A 19,071-nucleotide genomic window follows, 5' to 3' on the forward strand; every position below is an offset into this window, starting at 1 on the left:
TCGTGGGCACCCCTCCCTCGGCACCGCAGAGTCTCGCAGTTGCAACACCGGAGTGTCAACTCATGTTATTCTCTTGCCGAATCGCACCAACTGAGATGAAAATCAGCACACGGGACCCGCGCCGCCTCCCCGGCGCAGCCAGGACCGGGCCGGCACCCAACCCCCAGTAAAGTGCCGGCCCGGCCCGCCTCGGCCATCACCAGCCTGCCCCGGGCGCCACCCGCCGGATCGGTGCCGATCCCAGGCCGCACACCAAATCCGGCTCGTCCCCAACCCGGCCGACGACCCTGGCGCTCGTCGCCGATCAGGCCGACCACCCCTGGCGCTCGTCGCCGACTGGGCTGACCACCCTGGGAATCGTCGCCGACTCGGCCAACCACCCCCGAGCTCGCCCTCGACTCGGCCGACCACCCCTCGGGCTTCTCGCCGGCCCACCACCCCTGGCGCTCGTCGCCAACCCGGCCAACCACCCCGGGGCTCGTCGCCGACTCGGCCCACCACCCCTGAGGCACGTCCCGGACTCGGCCGACCACCGCTGGGGATCCGAGGGCTCGCCCCGGGCGGGGCCCGGGGTTCGACCCCGCAAAACACCGCGGCGCCCGGTGCACGAAGCACCGGGCGCCGCCGCAAGAACCCAGGCTCACGAAGCCGGCAGCGCCGCCAGCCGGGACTCGATGCGTTCGATGTCCGCCGCCGCCGTGGCGCGGCGGGTCTTGATCTTCTCGATGACCTGCTCCGGGGCTTTCGCGATGAACGACTCGTTGCCGAGCTTGCCCTCGGTCTGCGCGAGTTCCTTCTGCGCCACCCCGAGGTCCTTCTGCAGGCGCTTGCGCTCGGCGGCCACGTCGATGGTGCCGGACAGGTCCAGCTCCACCACGGCCACCCCGCCGGCCAGCGCGACCTCCAGCGAGGCCGAAACGGCGAACTCCGGCGTCTCCGGGGTCAGGCGCACCAGCGAACGCACCGATTCCTCGTGTCCGGCAAGCGAAGCGAAGCCGGCGCCCGACACACGGGCCGCGACTTTCTGGCCCGGCTTCAGGCCCTGGTCGGCGCGGAAGCGGCGGACCTCGGTCACCAGCTTCTGCACGTCGGCGATCCGCGCGTCCGCCACCGGGTCCGCGTACCCGACGGGGGCGGTCGGCCACGCGGCGATCACCAGCGATTCGCCGCCGGTCAGGGCGAGCCAGAGCTTCTCGGTGATGAACGGCATGAACGGGTGCAGTAGCCGCAGCACGGTGTCGAGCACGTGGCCCAGCACGGACCGCGTCGAGGAAACACGCGCGTCGTCTCCGCCGTACAGCTGGACCTTCGCGAGCTCCAGGTACCAGTCGCACAGCTCGTTCCACGTGAACTGGTACAGCGCGCCCGCGACCTTGGCGAACTGGAAGTCCTCGAAGAGACCGTCCACTTCGGACACCAGCGCCGAGAGGCGGCCGAGGATCCAGCGGTCGGCCTCGGTCAGCGCGGAAGCGTCCGGCAGCGGCGAAGCGACGGTGGCACCGTTCATCATCGCGAACTTGCTGGCGTTCCACAGCTTCGTGCCGAAGTTGCGCGAACCGGCGGCCCATTCGTCGGCCAGCGCCATGTCCGTGCCGGGGTTCGCGCCGCGCGCGAGGGTGAAGCGGGTGGCGTCGGCGCCGTAGGCGTCCATCCACTCGAGCGGGTCGATCACGTTGCCGCGCGACTTCGACATCTTCTTGCCGTTGGCGTCGCGGATGAGGCCGTGCAGGTACACGTGGTCGAACGGCTGCACGCCGTCCATCTCCTGCACGCCGAACATCATCATGCGCACGACCCAGAAGAACAGGATGTCGTAACCCGTGGACAGCACGCTGGTCGGGTAGAACTTCGCCAGATCCGCGGTCCGCGAAGGCCAGCCCATCGTCGACATCGGCCACAGGCCCGACGAGAACCACGTGTCCAGCACGTCCGGGTCCTGCGTCCAGCCCTCACCCGTCGGCGGCTGCTCGTCGGGACCCACGCAGACGACCTCGCCGTCGGGGCCGTACCAGACCGGGATGCGGTGGCCCCACCACAGCTGGCGCGAGATCGTCCAGTCGTGCATGTTGTCGACCCAGTCGAAGTACCGCTTCTCGAGCTCGGCCGGGTGGATCCTGGTCCGGCCGTCGCGCACCGCGTCGCCCGCCTTGCGGGCCAGCTCCTCGACCTTCACCCACCACTGCAGGGAAAGCCGCGGCTCGACCACGGTGTCGCAGCGCGAGCAGTGGCCCACGGCGTGCACGTACGGCCGCTTCTCGGCGACGATCCGGCCCATCTCGCGCAGCGCCGCGACGATCGCGGGGCGCGCCTCGAACCGGTCGAGGCCCTGGAACGGACCGGGCGCGGTGATCTCGGCGCGCTCGTTCATGATCGTGAGCATCGGCAGGTCGTGGCGACGGCCGATCTCGAAGTCGTTCGGGTCGTGCGCCGGGGTCACCTTCACCGCGCCGGTCCCGAACTCCGGGTCCACGTGCTTGTCGGCGACGATCGGGATCTTGCGGCCGGTCAGCGGCAGCTCGACCTCGGTGCCCACCAGGTGCGCGTAGCGCTCGTCGTCCGGGTGCACGGCCACGGCGGTGTCGCCCAGCATCGTCTCGGCGCGGGTCGTGGCGACCACGATCGCGTCGGCGCCCTCGCCGTAGCGGATGGACACGAGCTCGCCGTCGTCGTCGTTGTGGTCGACCTCGATGTCCGACAGCGCGGTCTGGCACCGCGGGCACCAGTTGATGATGCGCTCGGCGCGGTAGATCAGGCCCGCGTCGAAGAAGTTCTTGAACACCGTCTGCACGGCCTGCGACAGGTTCTCGTCCATGGTGAAGCGCTCGCGCGACCAGTCGACGCCGTCGCCGAGGCGCTTCATCTGCCCGAGGATCTTGCCGCCGTACTCGGCCTTCCACTCCCACACGCGCTCGACGAACTTCTCCCGCCCGAGGTCGTGGCGCGAGAGGCCCTCGCCGGCGAGCTGGCGCTCGACGACGTTCTGGGTCGCGATGCCGGCGTGGTCCATGCCCGGCAGCCACAGCACCTCGTAACCCTGCATGCGACGGCGGCGGCTCATCGCGTCCATCAGGGTGTGGTTGAGCGCGTGGCCCATGTGCAGGCTGCCGGTGACGTTCGGGGGCGGCAGTACGATCGAGAACGGCGGCTTCTCCGACGAAGCGTCGGCCGTGAAGTACCCGGCCGCTACCCAGCGGTCGTACATGGGTGCTTCTTCGGCGGCCGGGTCCCAGGCACCCGGAAGGTCGGTTTTCTGCTGCGGAGCGTTCTCGGTCACAATGGAGAAGTCTACGAACCCGCTCCGGCGGGGTTGCTCAGGGGGAAAGGCGGTGCACGGATGACCCGACCGGAAGATCCGGACGACCGGATCGAGACGCACCCGGACCTCGTCGATCCGAACTGGCGCAAGCACGCGGAGCTCGACGCTTGGCTGGGTGCCAAGAAGGAGATGAAGAAGCGCCGCAAGCGGGAGCGCCGCACCGGCGTCTCCGCGGGTTACGGCTACTCGTCGACCCAGAGCCGCTGGCCGGGCGCACTGGCCCTGGCGATCCTCGTGCTGCTCGTCGTGGGCGCGATCGTGGTGCACCAGATCCAGGGTTACGGCGTGAACGAGACGTCGATCCAGTACGTCTTCAGCCTGTCGGCACACCTGCCGGCGGCCGCGCAGCCGTTCTGAGTTCGCGCCTCGTTCCGGCGCTCAGCCGCTGCCCCAGATGTCCTCGAGGTACCGGTTCGAGGCGCGAAGACCGGCGAGCCAGGCCTGCGCGTCGGCCTCGCCGGCGCCGGTCTTCTCGGCGAACAGCGTGGTGAAGGCCGCTCGGACGCCGGGCGCCATCGTGTTCGCATTGCCGCACACGAACACCGCCGCGCCGTCCTGCAGCAGCCGCCACACCTCGTCGCCCGCTGCCGCGATCTCGTGCTGCACGTACTTGCGCCCGTCGACCGGGGCGTTCGAGAACACGACGTGCAGCTTGGCGACCCCTTGGCGGTCGTATTCGCGCAGCTCGTCGGCGTAGAGGAAGTCCTGGTCCGCGTTGCGGCAGCCGAAGAACAGCAGCGACTCGGCGATCGGCACGCCCTGCTCGCGCAGGGCCGCCCGCTCCTGCAGGAACCCGCGGAACGGGGCGAGCCCGGTCCCGGCCCCGACCATGATCATCGGGGTGTGCGGGTTGTCCGGCGGCCGGAACTCGATGGTCGGGGGCCGCACGAACACGAACACCGTGCTGCCGTCGGGGCTGCCCGCCAGGTAGTTGGAGCAGACACCCGTGAACATGGTGCCGCCGCCACCGCGCACCGGGGCGCGCAGGACACCCGTGGTGACGCTGGCCACCTTCGCATCGGTCAGCGGCGAGGACGAGATCGAGTAGTAGCGCGGCCGCAGCGGCGGCAGCAGGTCGAGGTACACACCGAAAGGCACCTTGCACGCGGGGAACTCCTCCAGCAGATCGAGCAGCGACCGGCGCGGCGTGAAGACCCGCTCCTGGTAGCGGGCGCGAGCCGCCTCGTCGTCCCCGGCCAGCGACTCGAGCTCGGCGCGCTGGGCCGGGTCCTCGGTGCAGCCGGCGAGCACCTCGATGCCGGCCCGGGTGGCCACGTCCTGCAGCTCGACGCAGCTGGCCAGGATGCCGAGCAGCGGCGCGGGCTCGTCGACGGGCAGGTGGGTGTGGTCTCCGCTGTGGGGGATGATCGTCGCGTACATGCCGCCGTCGAGCTCGAAGCGCTGCATCACCCGGCGGATCAGGTCGATGCTGTTGCGGGGCAGCACTCCCAGGTGGTCCCCGGCGCTGAACTCGGCGCCCTCGGGCAGCGCGACCTCGATGTGCTTCGTGGACCGCCCACCGTTGGGCGCGTGCAGCTCGCGGTTGATCCGCACCAGGGCCGGCTGCGCCTGGTAGGACATGATCACCGGGTTGTTCAGCTGGCGGTTCACCAGCGTGATCGACAGCCGCGGGCCGGTCGTGGCCGGCTCGGCCGCGCTCTCGGGCAGGCCGGCGCTCGCGGCCACGTCGGCCCAGAGCCCGTGGTGCCAGGCGCGGTACTGGGCGTCGAAGTCGCCGTTCGCGTCTCCCTCGCCCCGGGCGTGCAGCCGCGTGGCGCCGTGCGCGGCCAGCTCGGTGTCGATCAGCTTCGGCACCGCCTGGTAGGTGGCCGCCCATTCGGTGTTGCCACAGCCGAACACGGTGTAGGACAGTCCGGCGGCGGCGTCCTTCGCGGTGCCGGGCCCGCGCAGCCAGGCGCAGAACTTGCCGGCGTTGTCCGGCGGCGTGCCGTTGTAGGACGACGTGACGATCACGGCCGTGCCGTGGGACGGCAACGCGTCCGCGACGTCGTCGAGCGCGCTGAGGGTCACCGCGTAGCCGCGCTCGGTCCCCTCGCGCGCGAGCCGCGTCGCGAGACCTTCCGCGGTCCCGAGGTTCGAGCCGTAGGCGACCAGCAGCGGGGTCTTGTGCGCGTCCGGCGCCAGCGCGACACGCGGGGCGGGTGCCGCCGCGACGGCCTTCGCCGGCGCCGCGGGGCCACCGCCGGGCCGGGTCAGCACGAACCCGGGGCGGGGGCGCACCCGGATGTGCATCTCGTCGGGCTTGATGGTCAGCGTCGTCTTGGTCTTGAGCTGGTAGTCCAGGTGATCGATGAAGTCGAAGCGCTGCACGAGCATGCCGAGCACGAGCACGGCCTCCTGCATGGCGAACTGCCGCCCGATGCAGGCCCGCTGCCCCGTGCCGAAGGGCTTGTAGACGTCGGGCGACACCGCCGCGAGCCGTTCGGGGGCCATGTGCTCGGGGTCGAACTCCTCCGCGTCGTCGCCCCAGACGCTGCGGTCGCGGTGCAGCATCGGGGTGAGCACGGTCAACGGGACGCCGTGCTCGATCAAGTACCGGTCGCCGATCACGGTCTCCTCGAACGGCGTGCGCGTGAACCCGGGCGCGGTCGGCCACAACCGGAGCGCTTCGGAGAGCACCTGCCGGATGTAGGTCAGTTTGTGGATCTGCTCGTAGGTCGGTTCGGCGCTGGTGCCGAACACCTCGTCGACCTCGGCGCGGGCGCGGGCCAGCACGTCGGGGTTCTTGAGCAGGTAGTAGATCGCGAAGGACAGCAGGCCGCTCGTGGTCTCGTGGCCGGCGATCAGGAAGGTGATGCACTGGGCCCGGATGTTCTCGTCGGGCAGCCGCTGACCGGTCTCCTTGTCGACGCCGTTGATCATCTGGCCGAGCAGATCGTCTTTCTTGCCGGCCTCGCCCTCCGCGCGGCGTTCGGCGATGAGCTCGTCGACCAGGTCGTTCATGAACGCCTGGTCCTCCTGCAGCTGGCGCTGGGCGTGGATCCGCAGCCGGGTCTGGATGGGCAGCCTGCGGGCCCGCGCCTGCGACTCGGTGAGCGTGCGGATCATCGCCGCGACGAACGGGTGCCGGGTGTCGCGGTAGAAGGAGTTGAAGCGGTAGCCGAACCCGCACAGCGCGATGGTGTCGAGAGTGAGCCGGGTCATGTCGGCCGGCACGTCGACGTCCTCGTCCGGGTTCAGCCGCTCCCACTTGTCGACCAGCTGACCCGCGATGTCCAGCATCATCGGCACGTAGTCGCGCATGGACTGCAGGCTGAAGGGCTTCATCAGGATGTTGTGCGCGCGGTGCCACAGCGGATCGTCCGTCTCGGCCGTGAACAAGCCGGTGGAGGTCGCCGTCCGGCGCACGTTCGCGAGACCGCCGCTGACCACCTTGTCGAAGCGCGAGTCGTCGCAGATCTCCTCGACCAGCGAGGCCCCGGACACGATCAGCCGCGTGCCGCCCGGTGTGGTCAGCCGGAAGATCGGGCCGTACTCCCTGGCCATCCCCATCATGCTCTCGAACGGGCTGTGGGCGTCGATGTCGAAGGCGTTGCCGACGAAGGGCAGCGCGCGCGGGCCGGGGATTTCGTCGATGGGGGTCTTGGTGGTCATGGCGTTCACTCCTTGGAGAGGTGCCCTTCGGCGGGCGACGTCACGGCGCCGGCCCGGCTCGGCTGCGTGGTCCGCGCCTTGGCCTGGTGGGCCCGGACCACCGCCACGACGCTGACGACGAAGACCCAGCCGGGGAAGATGAGCGCGAAGATCGGGTGGAAGGTCCAGCTCAGCAGCACAGCCGCGGCGCAGAGGTAGCCGAACCACACCAGCGGGCGCGTCAGCACACCCGCGGCGCTGAGCAGCGTCGTCGTGGTGATCATGTACATGCCGCCGACCCGGGCACCGAAGACGAACACCAGCCCGTAGCCGGCCGCGGTCAGCGCCCGGGCCACGGACACGGGCGGCAGCGGCGCCACCGAGAACTGCTTCAGCAGTGCGATCGCTCCGGTCAGCGCCATCCCCGAGAACAGCAGGATGATGAACGCCCCCCCCCGGAAGCCAACTGAAGCGCCCGCGGCATTTCCCGGTTCTGCCCACCGGGCAGGCTCGCGACGAATTCACGCGTGGCCATCATGTGCCACAGGAAGACGATGCCCGCGAAGGGCACGATGTACAGACCGGCGGTCACCAATGCACTGGATCCGCCGTCGGCGTAGAAATTCGCGTACCGGCTGTCCGCCACGGTCAGTCCCGGCGCCCGGTGCACCAGCACGAGCGCGACGGTGAACAGCCCCGCGAAGAGGATTCCCGACCAGCCCGCGACCAGGGCATACCCGGGCCCGCGTCCGGTCGCCGCGGCAGCCCTCGTGTCCGCCCGGCGGCGCGGGCGGATCCGGGTCCAAGCAGGCATCGGCGCCTCCCGCCACGCCATTTTCCGGAAATGGCGCGCATGTCAGCCAGCTCAAAAGAAAAGGTGCCGTGGTGCAGCAGCGCGATTCTCATCGTCCTGCCCGGATCAGGGGGTGTCAACAAGCGACGATTGCACCGAAACAGCGTGAAAAGCATTTGCGCAGAACCAGTTTGTGCCGGCCTGAAAAAGGCGTTACCGCTTCCGGTGGCATTCGTTCACCTCGTCGCGAGCCCTCCGGTCCGTGCCCGGAAAGGACCGCGCAGACCGCAGTCACCGGGTGTGGCCAAGGTCGCCCCGCCGAGGGATGCACAGGCCAGACTACACAGCCTAGACTGTGGATATGGCCACCGTCCCCGCTCACGTCGCCGAATCCGCCGGCTGGATCCGCGGCGTCGTCGCGCAGCTGCACCGCCGGCTGCGTCAGGTCGACAACGCCGACAGTCTCACGCCGTCGCAGTCGGCGGCGCTGCACCGCCTCCACCGCGACGGCCCGGCGACCCAAGGTGAGCTCGCCGCGGCCGAGCACGTGCGGCAGCAGTCGATGGCCACCACGCTCTCGGCGCTCGACGCGCTCGGTTACCTCGACCGCACGCGCGATCCCGCCGACGGGCGCCGCACCGTGCTGTCGCTGTCCGAGCTCGGCGAGAAGACCGTGCTGGGAGTTCGCCAGCACCGCGACGAGTGGCTCGCCCACGCCCTCGCGGCCGAGCTGACCCCCGAAGAGCTCGAGACGGTGCGCCGCGCCCTGCCCCTGCTGCAGCGCATCGCGCAGCACTGACCCGACCCCCGGCAGCGGCGCCGGGACCCGAAGCACCGACGTCAGCGCGGACGCCGTGGAGGACCCCGACCAACCCCCGACCAGCGCAGAACGAAGGATCCGTGACAACCACCGCAACACCCCGAAAGGCACCGGCCGGTTTCGGTGCCAAACTCGTCACCCCCCTGGTGGCGAGCGCGGTGCTGAACCCCATCAACTCCACGCTCATCGCCGTCGCGCTCGTGCCCATCGGGCAGAGCTTCGGCGCCGGGCCCGGCCGCACGGCCTGGCTCATCTCCGCGCTGTACCTCGCCACCGCCGTCGGCCAGCCGGTGGTCGGCCTGCTCGTGGACCGCTACGGCGCCCGCCGCGTGCTGCTCGGTGGCGCGTCCGTGGTGATCGTCGCCGGGGTCGCCGGCATGATCCCGATCTCCGTCGACTGGCTCACCGGCGTGCGCGCGGTGCTCGGCATCGGCACCTGTGCCGGCTTCCCCGCCGCGATGGCCGTGCTGCGCAAGCGCGCCGACACGCTGGGCCAGGGTGTGCCCGCCCGCACGCTCTCGCTGCTTTCGCTGTCGTCCCAGACGATCATGGTCATCGGCCCGACGCTCGGCGGTGTGCTCATCACGCTCTTCGGCTGGCCGGCCATCTTCGCGGTGAACATCCCGCTCGCGGGCGCCTCGCTGCTGCTGGCGATCTTCTGGGTGCCGAAGGACGCGCCGGTGCGCTCCGAGGGCACGAAACCGAAGCCGATCGACGTGCTCGGCATCGCGTTGTTCTCGCTGTCGCTGCTCGTGCTGCTGTGCTACCTGATGGCGCCGGGCATCGGCGACCTGTGGCTGCTCGTGGCGGCCATCGCCGTCGGCGCGGCGTTCGTTTGGGTGGAGCTGCACACCCGGGTGCCGTTCATCGACCTGCGGATGCTCGCGGCCAACACTCCCATCCTGCGCACCTACTTGCGTCAGGCCCTGAGTTTCATGGTGATCTACGCCATCATGTTCGGCTACGTCCAGTGGCTCGAAGAGGGCCGCGGCTTCAGCGATTCGATCGCGGGTGTGCTGCTCCTGCCGATGTCCGTGGTGGCCGTGTGCGCGGCCGCGTTCTCGGGCCGGCCGACCGGCGTGCGCACGCGGCTCGTGGTGGTGGCGGTGGCGCTGCTGGCCGGTTCGGCGGCGCTGCTGTTCGTCGGCGACTCGACGTGGCTGGTCGGGCTGCTGGCGCTGGTCGCCGTGTTCGGCTTGGCCCAGGGGCTCACGAGCGTGGCGAACCAGACCACGCTCTACCGGGAGTCCCCCGCCGAGACCATGGGCACGGCGAGCGGCCTGTTCCGCACGGCGCAGTACCTCGGCGCCATCGTGGCCTCGACCGTGATCGCCCAGTGCGACGGCGTGCACGCCGACTCGGGCGGGCTGCACCGGCTCGGCACGGTGCTCGTGGTGATCAGCGCCATCCTGCTGGTCGTGACAGTCGCCGACCGTGGTCTGAAGCTTTCCGAACACCGGGAACGGGCTCGTCAGGCCTGATTGTCGACGTGAAATGCACTACCCGGTGTTGGACTGTCGATCATCGAGGCGGACGATGGTGGTATGCACCGCAATGCGCCGAAGAACGACGTGGACGAAGCCGACCTGAAGGTGGGCAAGCCGAAGGAGTGGGCGGCCGGTGTCACCGGCGTGAAGGTGTCGCTCACCCGCGGCGTGGAGCAGATGGGGGTCACGCGCACCGCGCTGGCGCTGCGCCTGCTCAACCAGCGCAAGGGTTTCGACTGCCCCGGCTGCGCGTGGCCCGAGCCGCTGCAGGCCGACGGCGAGAAGCGCAAGCTCGCGGAGTTCTGCGAGAACGGCGCCAAGGCCGTCGCGGAAGAGGCCACGCGCCGCCGCGTGGACCGCGGGTTCTTCGCCGCGCACCCGATCGAGGACCTGCGGGACAAGACGGACTACTGGCTGGGCCAGCAGGGCCGGATCACCGAGCCGTTCGTGCTGCGCGAGGGCGCCACGCACTACGAGCCGATCTCGTGGGACGCCGCGTTCGACCTGGTCGCGGGTGAGCTGCGCGGGCTGGCGAGCCCGCACGAGGCAGTGTTCTACACCTCGGGCCGCACGAGCAACGAGGCCGCGTTCCTCTACCAGCTGCTCGTGCGCTCCTACGGCACGAACAACCTGCCGGACTGCTCGAACATGTGCCACGAGTCGTCGGGCTCGGCGCTGTCCACCGGCATCGGGATCGGCAAGGGCTCGGTCTCGCTCGCGGACATCCACCACGCCGACCTGATCGTGGTCGTCGGGCAGAACCCGGGCACGAACCACCCGCGCATGCTCTCGGCGCTGGAGACGGCGAAGGGCAAGGGCGCCAAGGTCGTGGCCGTGAACCCGCTGCCCGAGGCCGGGCTGATGCGGTTCAAGAACCCGCAGAACGTGCGTGGTGTCGTCGGCGAGGGCACGCCGCTGGCCGACGAGTTCGCGCAGATCCGCCTCGGCGGCGACCTCGCGCTGTTCCAGGCCGTGGGCCACCTGCTGCTGCAGTGGGAGGACGAGGCGCCGGGCACGATCGTCGACCAGGACTTCGTGAACTCGTCGACCTACGGCTTCGAGGACTGGGCGAAGAACCTGCTGGAGCTCGACTGGGCCGAGACGGAGAAGGCCACCGGCCTGCAGCGGGCGCAGATCGAGCACATCGCGCGGATGATCGCCACGTCGGAGCGCACGATCTACTGCTGGGCCATGGGGCTGACGCAGCACAAGCACGCGGTGCCCACGATCTCCGAGATCACGAACCTCGCGCTGGCGCGCGGCATGATCGGCAAGCCGGGCGCGGGCCTGTGCCCCGTCCGTGGCCACTCGAACGTGCAAGGCGACCGCACCATGGGCGTCTGGGAGAAGATGCCCGAGCCGTTCATGGACGCGCTCGACCGCGAGTTCGGCATCACCGTGCCGCGCGAGCACGGCTGGGACACCGTCGACGCGATCCGCGGCATGCGCGACGGCCAGGGCAAGGTCTTCATCGCGATGGGCGGCAACTTCGCCTCCGCGACGCCCGACACCGAAGCCACCGAGAAGGCGCTGAGCTCGTGCTCGCTCACCGTGCACGTGTCGACGAAGCTCAACCGCTCGCACGTCGTCCACGGCACCACCGCGCTGATCCTGCCCACGATGGGCCGCACCGAGCGCGACGTGCAGGAGTCGGGCCCGCAGTTCGTGACCGTCGAGGACTCGATGTCGCAGGTACACGCCTCGCGCGGGCGGGTGAAGCCGGCTTCGGAGCACCTGATCTCCGAGGTCGCCATCATCTGCCGACTGGCCGAGCGACTGCTGGGTGGCGACCACGCCGTGCCGTGGCGCTCTTTCGAGCAGAACTACGACCTGATCCGCGACCGCATCGCCGCGGTGGTGCCGGGGTGCCAGGACTACAACCGCCGCGTGCGCGAGCCCGACGGCTTCACGCTCCCCCACCCGCCGCGCGACTCCCGCCAGTTCACGGGCACGGCCACCGGCAAGGGCACGTTCACCATCTCGGAGCTGGAGTACCCCGAGGTGCCCGAGGGCCGGCTGCTGCTGCAGACGATGCGCAGCCACGACCAGTACAACACCACGATCTACGGCCTGTCCGACCGCTACCGCGGCATCGAGGACGGCCGTCGCGTGGTCTTCGTGAACCCCGAAGACCTGGCCGAGCTGGGCATCGCCGACGGCGAGATCGTGGACCTGGTCTCCGAATGGCGCGACGGCGACCGCCGCGCCCCGCGCTTCCGCGCCGTGTCCTACCCCACGGCCCGCGGCTGCGCGGCGGCGTACTTCCCGGAGGCCAACGCCCTGGTGCCGCTCGATTCGGTGGCGGAGAAGTCGAACACGCCGGTGTCGAAGGCCGTGGTGATCCGGCTGGAGCCGCACCACCACTCGTGACGCTTCCGCGTCCGGTCACGCTGGGGCTTTCCGGCGTGACCGGGCTGTGGCGGCGAGGAGCACGCCGAGTGCCGCGCCGAGGGTGTTCAGCAACAGGTCGTCGACGTCGGCGCTGCGGCCCACGAAGTACTGCACGATCTCGATCACTGCCGAGAACCCCGCCAGCGCCGCGATCACTGCGGCTTTCCGGCGCGTGACCACGGTCGCCAGGAACCCCAGCGGCACGAACAACGCGATGTTGCCGGCGTTGTTGATGAGCCCGAGGCGGCCGTTGGCGTTGCGGGCCTCGTCGGCGATCCCCGCGAACGGGACCAGGTTGACGTTCTCCGGCGGGCTCAGGTGTCCAGGCCGGAGCGTGATGGCGAGCACCATCAGAACGGCGGCGGCGAGCAGCCAGCGGGCCCAGGATCGCATCGGTCCAGTCAACCAGCCCGGCCCGCGGCACCACCGCACCGGCACGCCGATCAGGTCCGGTGCCGGTCAGTCCACGCAGTTGTTCCCCGCGCCGGTGATCGGGGTGTCGCCCGAGCCACCCGCACCCGCGCCGCCGCCGGTGGGGTTGCCACCGGAAGAGGCGCCCGGACCGGAGTAGACCTGGCCGAGGGTGACCTCGATGTGACCGGCCGGGACGTCGGGTGACTCGGCGGTGGCGAGGCCCCCCAGGAGCTTCGCCACCGCCTCGCCCTGAGTCGCCAGCGCGGCGCCGTACCGGACCAGCGAGGTGCGGCGCGCGGTGGCGTTACCGGTCGTGCCGGGCGTGAAACCGTTGTCCTTCACCACCTCCGAGACGCGCTGGGCGAGCCCGCTCGTGCCGCCCGCGTTGGACACGTCGACCACGAAACCGGCCTGCTTCGGCCCAGCGGCGGGCGGCGCACCGATCAGGCCCGCCGCGAACGCCTTGACCTGTGCGGGATCCACCTGCACCGCCGTCGCCCGCGGATTCGCCTTGCTGTAGCGGTAGTCGGGGTTCACGACAGGGATGGTCGTGAACTGGATGCCACCGCCGGAAATGCCGCGCAGCTGCCCGATGAAGTCGAGCAGGTTCCAGGAATTGTCGAGGACCACCGACTTCTTCACGGCGTCGATGAGCGCCCCGAGCTTTCCGGGGTTGGCGAGCGTGCCGGCCGAAAGCACCTGGTGCGCCAGCGAAGCGAGGAACACCTGCTGCCGGCGCATGCGGCCGAAGTCGGTGCCCTTGACGCCGTCGCGCTGGCGGACGAAGGCGAGCGCGTCGGCGCCCGAGATCTTCTGTGGCCCCGCCGGGAAGTTCGCGCCCGAGTTGCGGTCCGACGTCGCGTTGTTGAGGCAGACCTCGACGCCGCCGACGGCGTTGCTGATGTCGTAGAAGCTCAGCAGGTTCACCTCCGCGAAGTGGTCGATCTTCACGCCCGTGAGGTTCTCCACCGCCTGCCGCGTGGCGCGGCGGGCAGCGGTGAGCGACTCCTGCTCGACCTCGTTCTTGTCGGTCTCGCCCGCGGCGTGCAGTTTCGCGGCCTCCTCGGCCTTTCCGTGGCCGTAGGCGGCGTTGATCTTGCCCTTGTCGCCGTCGGGCAGCGTCACGTACGAGTCGCGCGGGATCGAGAAGGCCTTCACCGTCTGCGTGCCGTTGGGGATGCGCAGCACGATGAGCGTGTCGGTGAGGTCGTCGCCGTTGGGACCCGCGCGCAGCTCGCGCAGCACGTCGGCCGGCAGCGGGTTGCCCTGGTTGTCCGAGCGCGAGTCGCGGCCGACCAGCAGGATGTCGAGCGAGCCGTCGGCCGGCTGCTCACCCGGGGCCGGCTCGTCGTCGGCGTCGATCACGCTGCTGCGCTTGACGTCGTCGAGCGAGTTCAGCGTGGAGTAGCCGTAGGCCGTGCCGGTGAACACCACGAGCGCCAGCACCGAGACGACGATTTTCCCTGCGATCCGCACGCCCTACCGACGCCCGGGGCACCGGTTCTGCTGCACGCGTGACCCAGTTCACAGCTCAGCGCAGGTACGACGCGCCGTTCAGATCGAGGATCGCGCCCGAGGCCCAGGTCGCCTCCGCCGAAGCCAGGAACACGACCGCGGCGGCGATCTCCTCCGGTTCCGCCACCCGGCCGAACGGGCTCTGCTCCCGCACGGCGTCGGTGATCCGGTGCGCCACGCGCTCGGTCGCCGTGAAGCCGGGCGCCACCGACGTTACCGAGATCCCGTGCGGGGCCAGCTCGATCGCGAGCGACTGGCCGAGCGCGTGGAGCGCGGCCTTGCTCGCGCCGTACGCGGGGTGTTCGGGCTCGCCGCGGAACGCGCCACGCGAGCCGACGTTCACGATGCGGCCCGGCTTTTCGCGCGCGATGAGGTGGCGCGCGACGTGGAAGGACAGGTTGGCGACCCCGAGCAGGTTCACCTCGAGCATGCGGCGCCAGACCTCCTGCCAGTGCGCGTAGTCGACGGTCGCGACGGGGGTGGACGTCTCGGGCGTGGTGCCGACGGCCGCGTTGTTCACGAGCACGTCGACCCCACCGAGCAGCTCCTCGGCCGTGTCCGCGATCCGTTGCGCCGCAACGGGATCACCGAGGTCGCCGCCGATCTTCACGTGACCCTCGCCCGGCAGCGCGGCCAGCGTCTCGTCGGCCGTGGCGGCATCGGATCCATAGTGGACGGCCACCCGGTCACCCCCGGCGGCGAAGGCGTGGGCGATCGCGCGGCCGATGCCGCGGGAGCCGCCGGTGACGAGGACGTTCACTTCGCGAACAGCTGCGCTTCGTCGCGGAACGCCTTGAACTCCAGGGCGTTGCCGGCCGGGTCGTGCAGGAACATGGTCCACTGCTCCCCCGGCTCGCCCGCGAACCGCCGGTACGGCTCGATCACGAACTCCGTGCCCGCCTGCTTGAGACGATCGGCCAGCTCGTGGAACGCTTCGACGTCGAGCACCAGGCCGAAGTGCGGCACGGGCACGTCGTGACCGTCGACGGGGTTGCGCCCGGCCTCGGCCCTGGCGCCGGGCACCACGTGGGTCACGACCTGGTGACCGCGGAAGTCCCAGTCCACCCACGCGTCGGCCGAGCGGCCTTCCTCGAGCCCGAGCACCCCGCCGTAGAACGCGCGGGCGCGGGTGAGGTCGTCGACCGGGATGGCGAGGTGGAATGCGGGCCGCATGGGTTCTCCTTCGTGTCCCCTTCACCTTACTGTGCCGATCGTTGCCCATCCGACCACACTCACGGCCGGCTCCGGAAAGCTTGACACGCCACGCGCCGCCCACTCTCATCCGCGGCGGATCTTTAACCCTCCACTTTGGACAACGCCGCCTTCACCTTCGCGTTGCTGGTCATGCTCATCGTCACCACCGTCATCGTCAGCAGCACCCCCGCGGCGGCCAGGTACGGTGCCCGCAGCCCCGCCACCGAGGCGAGCCAGCCGCCGAGCAGGGCGCCGGCGGGGGCGGCCACCATCGCGACCAGCCGGGACGCCGCGGCGACCCGGCCCATCAGCCGCCCCGGAACGATGGCCTGGCGGATGGACCAGCCGAGCACCATGGTCGTCGCCATGCCGCAGCCGCAGAGCAGGAACATGGCGCCGGAGAGCCACGGGTTGTCTGCGAGCCCGAAGACGAGGATCGACGCGCCTTCCACGATCGCCGTGACCGTGAGCGCCGTGCCCGTGCCCAGGAGTTTTTCCAGCGGGCCCGACACGACCATCGCGCCCAGCAGCCCGCCGGCGGCGTCCGCGGCGAGCAGGAAGCCGTAGCCCGCGGCGTCGAGGCCCAGGGTGTCGCGCGCGAACAGCACCAGCACGGCCCCCACCGCGCCGAACGCCAGGTTGCCGACCGCGGGCCGCAACGCGAGCCCCAGCAACAGCTTGTCCCGCACGACGTAGCCGAAGCCCTCGCGCGCGTCCGCCCAGACGCTGCTGCCGGGCGCCCGCTCGGGCACCGGCGTCGGCGGCAGCGTGCGGATCAGCACCGCGCTCGCCACGAACGACACCGCGTCTGCCAGGAGCGGCACCGTCCGCGCGAAGGAGAACAGCAAACTCCCCAGCGGTGGCCCCGCGAAGTCGCCGGCCGCCGTCGAGGCGCCGCGCATGAGTCCGTTGGCGCGCCGCAGCAACGTCTTGTCGCGCCCCAGCAGGTCCGGCAGGTAGGCCTGCGCGGCGATGTCGAAGAACAGTTGCCCCACACCCAGCAGGAACGCCAGCACCAGCAACGCCGGAATCCCGAGCATGCCGAACGCCCCGGCCACCACCGCGAGCCCGAGCAGGATCGCCTGCCACGCGTCGGCGAGCCACATCGTCCGCCGCCGGTCCCACCGGTCCACCAGCGCGCCCGCGACCAGCCCCACGACCAGGTGCGGCAGCACCATCGCCACCGCCACCAGGCTGATCACCACCGGATCGCTGCTCAGCGCCACCGCGAACAACGGCAGCGCCGCCGCGTAGACCCCATCCCCCAGCCCGGACACCGCCGCGGCGGTCCACAACCGGGCGAACGCCGGTGGCAGCCGCACTTTCGAAACTTTCGAAGTGGTCTCGGTCATCGCGCGGCTCCTTCACGCGGCCGGAAGAACGCCACCGCCACCGAAGCCGCCGGTTCGTCCGGTTCACGGGCCGCGTGCATCTCGTCCACGAGCGCGCTCAGCCGCTGCTCGAACTCCGCGAAGCGGGCCGCGCTGAGCCGCAGGTGGCTCATCCGCACCAGCCGCGGCGAGTCCTCCGCCGCGGTGGCCAGGTCGTCGATCGCGTGCTGCATCAGCACGTCACGCTGGCCCGGCGCGGGATCGGGCAGCGAGACGGTCTTCGCCACCATCCCGTAGTACCGCTCGATCACCCCGCGCACCTTGTTCGTGCGCACCACCCGGATGAGCCCGGCGCGCTCCAGCACGCGCACGTGGTAGCTCGAACTCCCCTTCGCCAGCTCCAGCCGCGCGGCGATCTGCGTGATCGTCGCAGGTCCGTCCCGCAGGACGGCCAGCACGCGGTGGCGCACGAGATTGCTGACGGCACGCAGTTGTTCGTTCGTCCGCACGTGGACGGTCTCGTCCGGCGGAACCCAGTTCTCCCCAGTCATGAGCTCAATGGTCAACGACTCTTGACCATTTGTCCAGCGAATTGTCCGGGCGGTCGAGCCTGCTGTCCGAAGTGGACAAAAGACGCGAAAAGGCCGCGACCACCGGCGCTCGACGCGCCCGCGATCGCGGCCTCCTCACCCGGGAAACCCGGGTCGTCAACTCAGCTGCCGAACAGGTCGATGACCTTCAGGATCAGCTCGTACACGCCGTAAACGAACGGCACCAGCACCCACAGCCACGCGATCACGAGCAGCACGGTGCGGCCGCCCGAGCGCCCTTCGACGTTCGGTGCGCTCATCACGCCTCACTCCCCACCTGGGTGCGGTCCACGGTTTCGTGGTACTTCGCCTTGACCGGGCGCACGAACTCGTTGGCGATGAAGCCGACCACGAGCAGGCCGATCATGATGTAGAACGACGTCGCGTAGAGGTCCGGACCACTCTTGCCCGCGGACTTCTCGCTGTCGGCGATGCCGTCGACGATCAGGGGGCCGAGCACACCCGCCACCGACCACGCGGTGAGCAGCCGGCCGTGGATCGCGCCGACCTGGTAGTTGCCGAAGAGGTCCTTGAGGTACGCGGGCAGCGTCGAGAAGCCGCCGCCGTAGAAGGACAGGATCAGCATGGCGCAGAGCACGAACAGCAGCTTCGACGAGTTCGTGGTCAGCGCGATGACGAGGTACAGCACCGCGCCGAGGCCGAGGTAGAAGCGGTAGATGTTCTTGCGGCCCACGAGGTCCGAAACCGACGACCAGACGAAGCGGCCGAGCATGTTGGTGAGCGAGAGCATCGCCACGAACCCGGCGGCGGCCGCGGTGCTCACGGGCGCCGAGGTGCCCTTGAAGAAGTCCGTGATCATCGGCGCGGCCTTCTCCAGGATGCCGATGCCCGCGGTCACGTTGAGGCACAGCACGATCCAGAGGCACCAGAACTGCGGCGTCTTGAGCGCGTTGGCGGCCGAGACGTTGTGCGTGGAGATGAGCTTCTTGGTCTCCAGAACCTTCGGCTCCCAGCCGGCGGGCTTCCACCCGTCGGCCGGCACGCGCACGAGCAGGACACCCATGGTCATGAACACCGCGTACACGACACCGTGGATCAGGAAGGCCACCGCTATGTCACTCACGGTCGGCGAGGTGCCGAGCATCGCCGAGGACCACGGCGACGCGATGAGCGCGCCGCCGCCGAAGCCCATGATGGCGATGCCCGTGGCCATGCCCGGCCGGTCGGGGAACCACTTGATCAAGGTCGACACCGGGGAGATGTAGCCGATGCCGAGCCCGATCCCGCCGATCCCGCCGTAGCCGACGACCACGAGCCAGAACTGCCCCGTGGCCACACCGAGAGCCGCGATGAGGAAGCCGGTGCCGAAGCAGATCGTGGCGACGAACATGGCCCAGCGCGGCCCGTTCTTCTCCACGAGCGTGCCGCCGAACGCGGCCGAGAGCCCGAGCATCACGATGCCGAGCTGGAACGGCAGCCCGGACTCGGTGCCCGAGAGGTGCATGGTCTTCTCGAGCGGGGTCTTGAACACGCTCCAGGCGTAGGCTTGACCGATCGAGAGGTGGATCGAAAGCGCTGCGGGAGGGACCAGCCAACGGGTCCAGCCAGGCGGTGCGACTATACGTGAGCGGGCCAGGAAGCCGATGGCCATCGTCAGACTCCTCC

Annotated in this window: 16 protein-coding genes; 4 read left to right on the forward strand and 12 right to left on the reverse strand. The window is 70.2% G+C overall.

Going from position 1 to position 19,071, the window contains the following annotated elements; translation table 11 throughout:
- Window positions 1–640: 640 nt before the first annotated feature.
- The gene (locus ACWEOE_RS13270) at window positions 641–3,274 is read right to left on the reverse strand and encodes a valine--tRNA ligase (RefSeq protein WP_452007853.1); all 2,634 of its coding nucleotides are present in this window, start codon (window positions 3,272–3,274) and stop codon (window positions 641–643) included.
- Between the two features lie 60 nt (window positions 3,275–3,334).
- On the opposite strand from ACWEOE_RS13270, the gene ACWEOE_RS13275 reads away from it, so the two are divergent.
- Complete coding sequence (locus tag ACWEOE_RS13275) at window positions 3,335–3,673, forward strand: hypothetical protein (protein ID WP_452007855.1); 339 nt, start codon at window positions 3,335–3,337, stop codon at window positions 3,671–3,673.
- Window positions 3,674–3,694: 21 nt separating this feature from the next.
- Here ACWEOE_RS13275 and ACWEOE_RS13280 read toward each other — a convergent pair whose 3' ends face one another.
- The 3 genes from ACWEOE_RS13280 to ACWEOE_RS13290 are packed head-to-tail and all read right to left on the reverse strand — an operon-like array spanning window position 3,695 to window position 7,724.
- The gene (locus tag ACWEOE_RS13280; protein ID WP_452007857.1) at window positions 3,695–6,931 is read right to left on the reverse strand and encodes a bifunctional cytochrome P450/NADPH--P450 reductase; all 3,237 of its coding nucleotides are present in this window, start codon (window positions 6,929–6,931) and stop codon (window positions 3,695–3,697) included.
- Window positions 6,932–6,936: 5 nt separating this feature from the next.
- Window positions 6,937–7,332 (reverse strand): hypothetical protein, encoded by a 396-nt coding sequence (locus ACWEOE_RS13285; protein ID WP_452007859.1) that lies wholly within the window; start codon window positions 7,330–7,332, stop codon window positions 6,937–6,939.
- Window positions 7,323–7,724: a hypothetical protein gene (locus tag ACWEOE_RS13290; protein WP_452007861.1), complete on the reverse strand. Its 402-nt coding sequence runs from the start codon at window positions 7,722–7,724 to the stop codon at window positions 7,323–7,325. The genes ACWEOE_RS13285 and ACWEOE_RS13290 overlap by 10 nt, the downstream gene beginning before the upstream one ends.
- Window positions 7,725–8,064: 340 nt before the next feature.
- On the opposite strand from ACWEOE_RS13290, the gene ACWEOE_RS13295 reads away from it, so the two are divergent.
- The 3 genes from ACWEOE_RS13295 (at window position 8,065) to ACWEOE_RS13305 (ending at window position 12,380) form a co-directional block, all read left to right on the forward strand.
- The gene (locus tag ACWEOE_RS13295; protein WP_452007863.1) at window positions 8,065–8,502 is read left to right on the forward strand and encodes a MarR family winged helix-turn-helix transcriptional regulator; all 438 of its coding nucleotides are present in this window, start codon (window positions 8,065–8,067) and stop codon (window positions 8,500–8,502) included.
- 167 nt (window positions 8,503–8,669) lie between these two features.
- On the forward strand, window positions 8,670–10,004 hold the full coding sequence (locus ACWEOE_RS13300; RefSeq protein ID WP_452008218.1) for an MFS transporter: 1,335 nt from the start codon (window positions 8,670–8,672) through the stop codon (window positions 10,002–10,004).
- Between the two features lie 63 nt (window positions 10,005–10,067).
- Entirely contained in the window at window positions 10,068–12,380 is a 2,313-nt protein-coding gene (locus tag ACWEOE_RS13305) for an FdhF/YdeP family oxidoreductase (RefSeq protein WP_452007865.1), read from the forward strand.
- Window positions 12,381–12,395: 15 nt separating this feature from the next.
- On the opposite strand, the gene ACWEOE_RS13310 is transcribed toward ACWEOE_RS13305, so the two are convergent.
- The 8 genes from ACWEOE_RS13310 to ACWEOE_RS13345 all read right to left on the reverse strand — a co-directional run bounded on the left by ACWEOE_RS13310 (window position 12,396) and on the right by ACWEOE_RS13345 (window position 19,057).
- Window positions 12,396–12,794 carry a VanZ family protein gene (locus tag ACWEOE_RS13310; RefSeq protein ID WP_452007867.1) on the reverse strand — a complete coding sequence of 133 codons (399 nt, stop codon included), beginning with the start codon at window positions 12,792–12,794 and terminating at the stop codon, window positions 12,396–12,398.
- A 66-nt stretch (window positions 12,795–12,860) separates the two neighbouring features.
- Window positions 12,861–14,291: an LCP family protein gene (locus tag ACWEOE_RS13315; protein ID WP_452007869.1), complete on the reverse strand. Its 1,431-nt coding sequence runs from the start codon at window positions 14,289–14,291 to the stop codon at window positions 12,861–12,863.
- Window positions 14,292–14,346: 55 nt separating this feature from the next.
- Complete coding sequence (locus tag ACWEOE_RS13320; RefSeq protein ID WP_452007871.1) at window positions 14,347–15,090, reverse strand: SDR family NAD(P)-dependent oxidoreductase; 744 nt, start codon at window positions 15,088–15,090, stop codon at window positions 14,347–14,349.
- Window positions 15,087–15,503 (reverse strand): VOC family protein, encoded by a 417-nt coding sequence (locus ACWEOE_RS13325; protein WP_452007873.1) that lies wholly within the window; start codon window positions 15,501–15,503, stop codon window positions 15,087–15,089. The genes ACWEOE_RS13320 and ACWEOE_RS13325 overlap by 4 nt, the downstream gene beginning before the upstream one ends.
- A gap of 122 nt (window positions 15,504–15,625) precedes the next feature.
- Entirely contained in the window at window positions 15,626–16,876 is a 1,251-nt protein-coding gene (locus ACWEOE_RS13330; RefSeq protein ID WP_452007875.1) for an MFS transporter, read from the reverse strand.
- Window positions 16,873–17,406 carry an ArsR/SmtB family transcription factor gene (locus ACWEOE_RS13335; RefSeq protein WP_452007877.1) on the reverse strand — a complete coding sequence of 178 codons (534 nt, stop codon included), beginning with the start codon at window positions 17,404–17,406 and terminating at the stop codon, window positions 16,873–16,875. The genes ACWEOE_RS13330 and ACWEOE_RS13335 overlap by 4 nt, the downstream gene beginning before the upstream one ends.
- Window positions 17,407–17,567: 161 nt before the next feature.
- Window positions 17,568–17,705, reverse strand: coding sequence for an MFS transporter small subunit (locus ACWEOE_RS13340; RefSeq protein ID WP_452007879.1), 138 nt, complete (start codon window positions 17,703–17,705; stop codon window positions 17,568–17,570).
- Window positions 17,705–19,057 (reverse strand): L-lactate MFS transporter, encoded by a 1,353-nt coding sequence (locus ACWEOE_RS13345; protein ID WP_452007881.1) that lies wholly within the window; start codon window positions 19,055–19,057, stop codon window positions 17,705–17,707. Before ACWEOE_RS13345 ends, ACWEOE_RS13340 begins: the two co-directional genes overlap by 1 nt.
- Window positions 19,058–19,071 lie beyond the last annotated feature (14 nt).

Source organism: Amycolatopsis sp. NPDC004368, assembly GCF_053602515.1.

Coding starts and splice junctions, on each gene's coding strand:
- ACWEOE_RS13275 (WP_452007855.1), top strand. CDS start 3,335: ATGACCCGACCGGAAGATCCGGACGACCGGATCGAGACGCACCCGGAC.
- ACWEOE_RS13280 (WP_452007857.1), bottom strand. CDS start 6,931: ATGACCACCAAGACCCCCATCGACGAAATCCCCGGCCCGCGCGCGCTG.
- ACWEOE_RS13285 (WP_452007859.1), bottom strand. CDS start 7,332: ATGGCGCTGACCGGAGCGATCGCACTGCTGAAGCAGTTCTCGGTGGCG.
- ACWEOE_RS13290 (WP_452007861.1), bottom strand. CDS start 7,724: ATGCCTGCTTGGACCCGGATCCGCCCGCGCCGCCGGGCGGACACGAGG.
- ACWEOE_RS13295 (WP_452007863.1), top strand. CDS start 8,065: ATGGCCACCGTCCCCGCTCACGTCGCCGAATCCGCCGGCTGGATCCGC.
- ACWEOE_RS13305 (WP_452007865.1), top strand. CDS start 10,068: ATGCACCGCAATGCGCCGAAGAACGACGTGGACGAAGCCGACCTGAAG.
- ACWEOE_RS13310 (WP_452007867.1), bottom strand. CDS start 12,794: ATGCGATCCTGGGCCCGCTGGCTGCTCGCCGCCGCCGTTCTGATGGTG.
- ACWEOE_RS13325 (WP_452007873.1), bottom strand. CDS start 15,503: ATGCGGCCCGCATTCCACCTCGCCATCCCGGTCGACGACCTCACCCGC.
- ACWEOE_RS13330 (WP_452007875.1), bottom strand. CDS start 16,876: ATGACCGAGACCACTTCGAAAGTTTCGAAAGTGCGGCTGCCACCGGCG.
- ACWEOE_RS13335 (WP_452007877.1), bottom strand. CDS start 17,406: ATGACTGGGGAGAACTGGGTTCCGCCGGACGAGACCGTCCACGTGCGG.
- ACWEOE_RS13340 (WP_452007879.1), bottom strand. CDS start 17,705: ATGAGCGCACCGAACGTCGAAGGGCGCTCGGGCGGCCGCACCGTGCTG.
- ACWEOE_RS13345 (WP_452007881.1), bottom strand. CDS start 19,057: ATGGCCATCGGCTTCCTGGCCCGCTCACGTATAGTCGCACCGCCTGGC.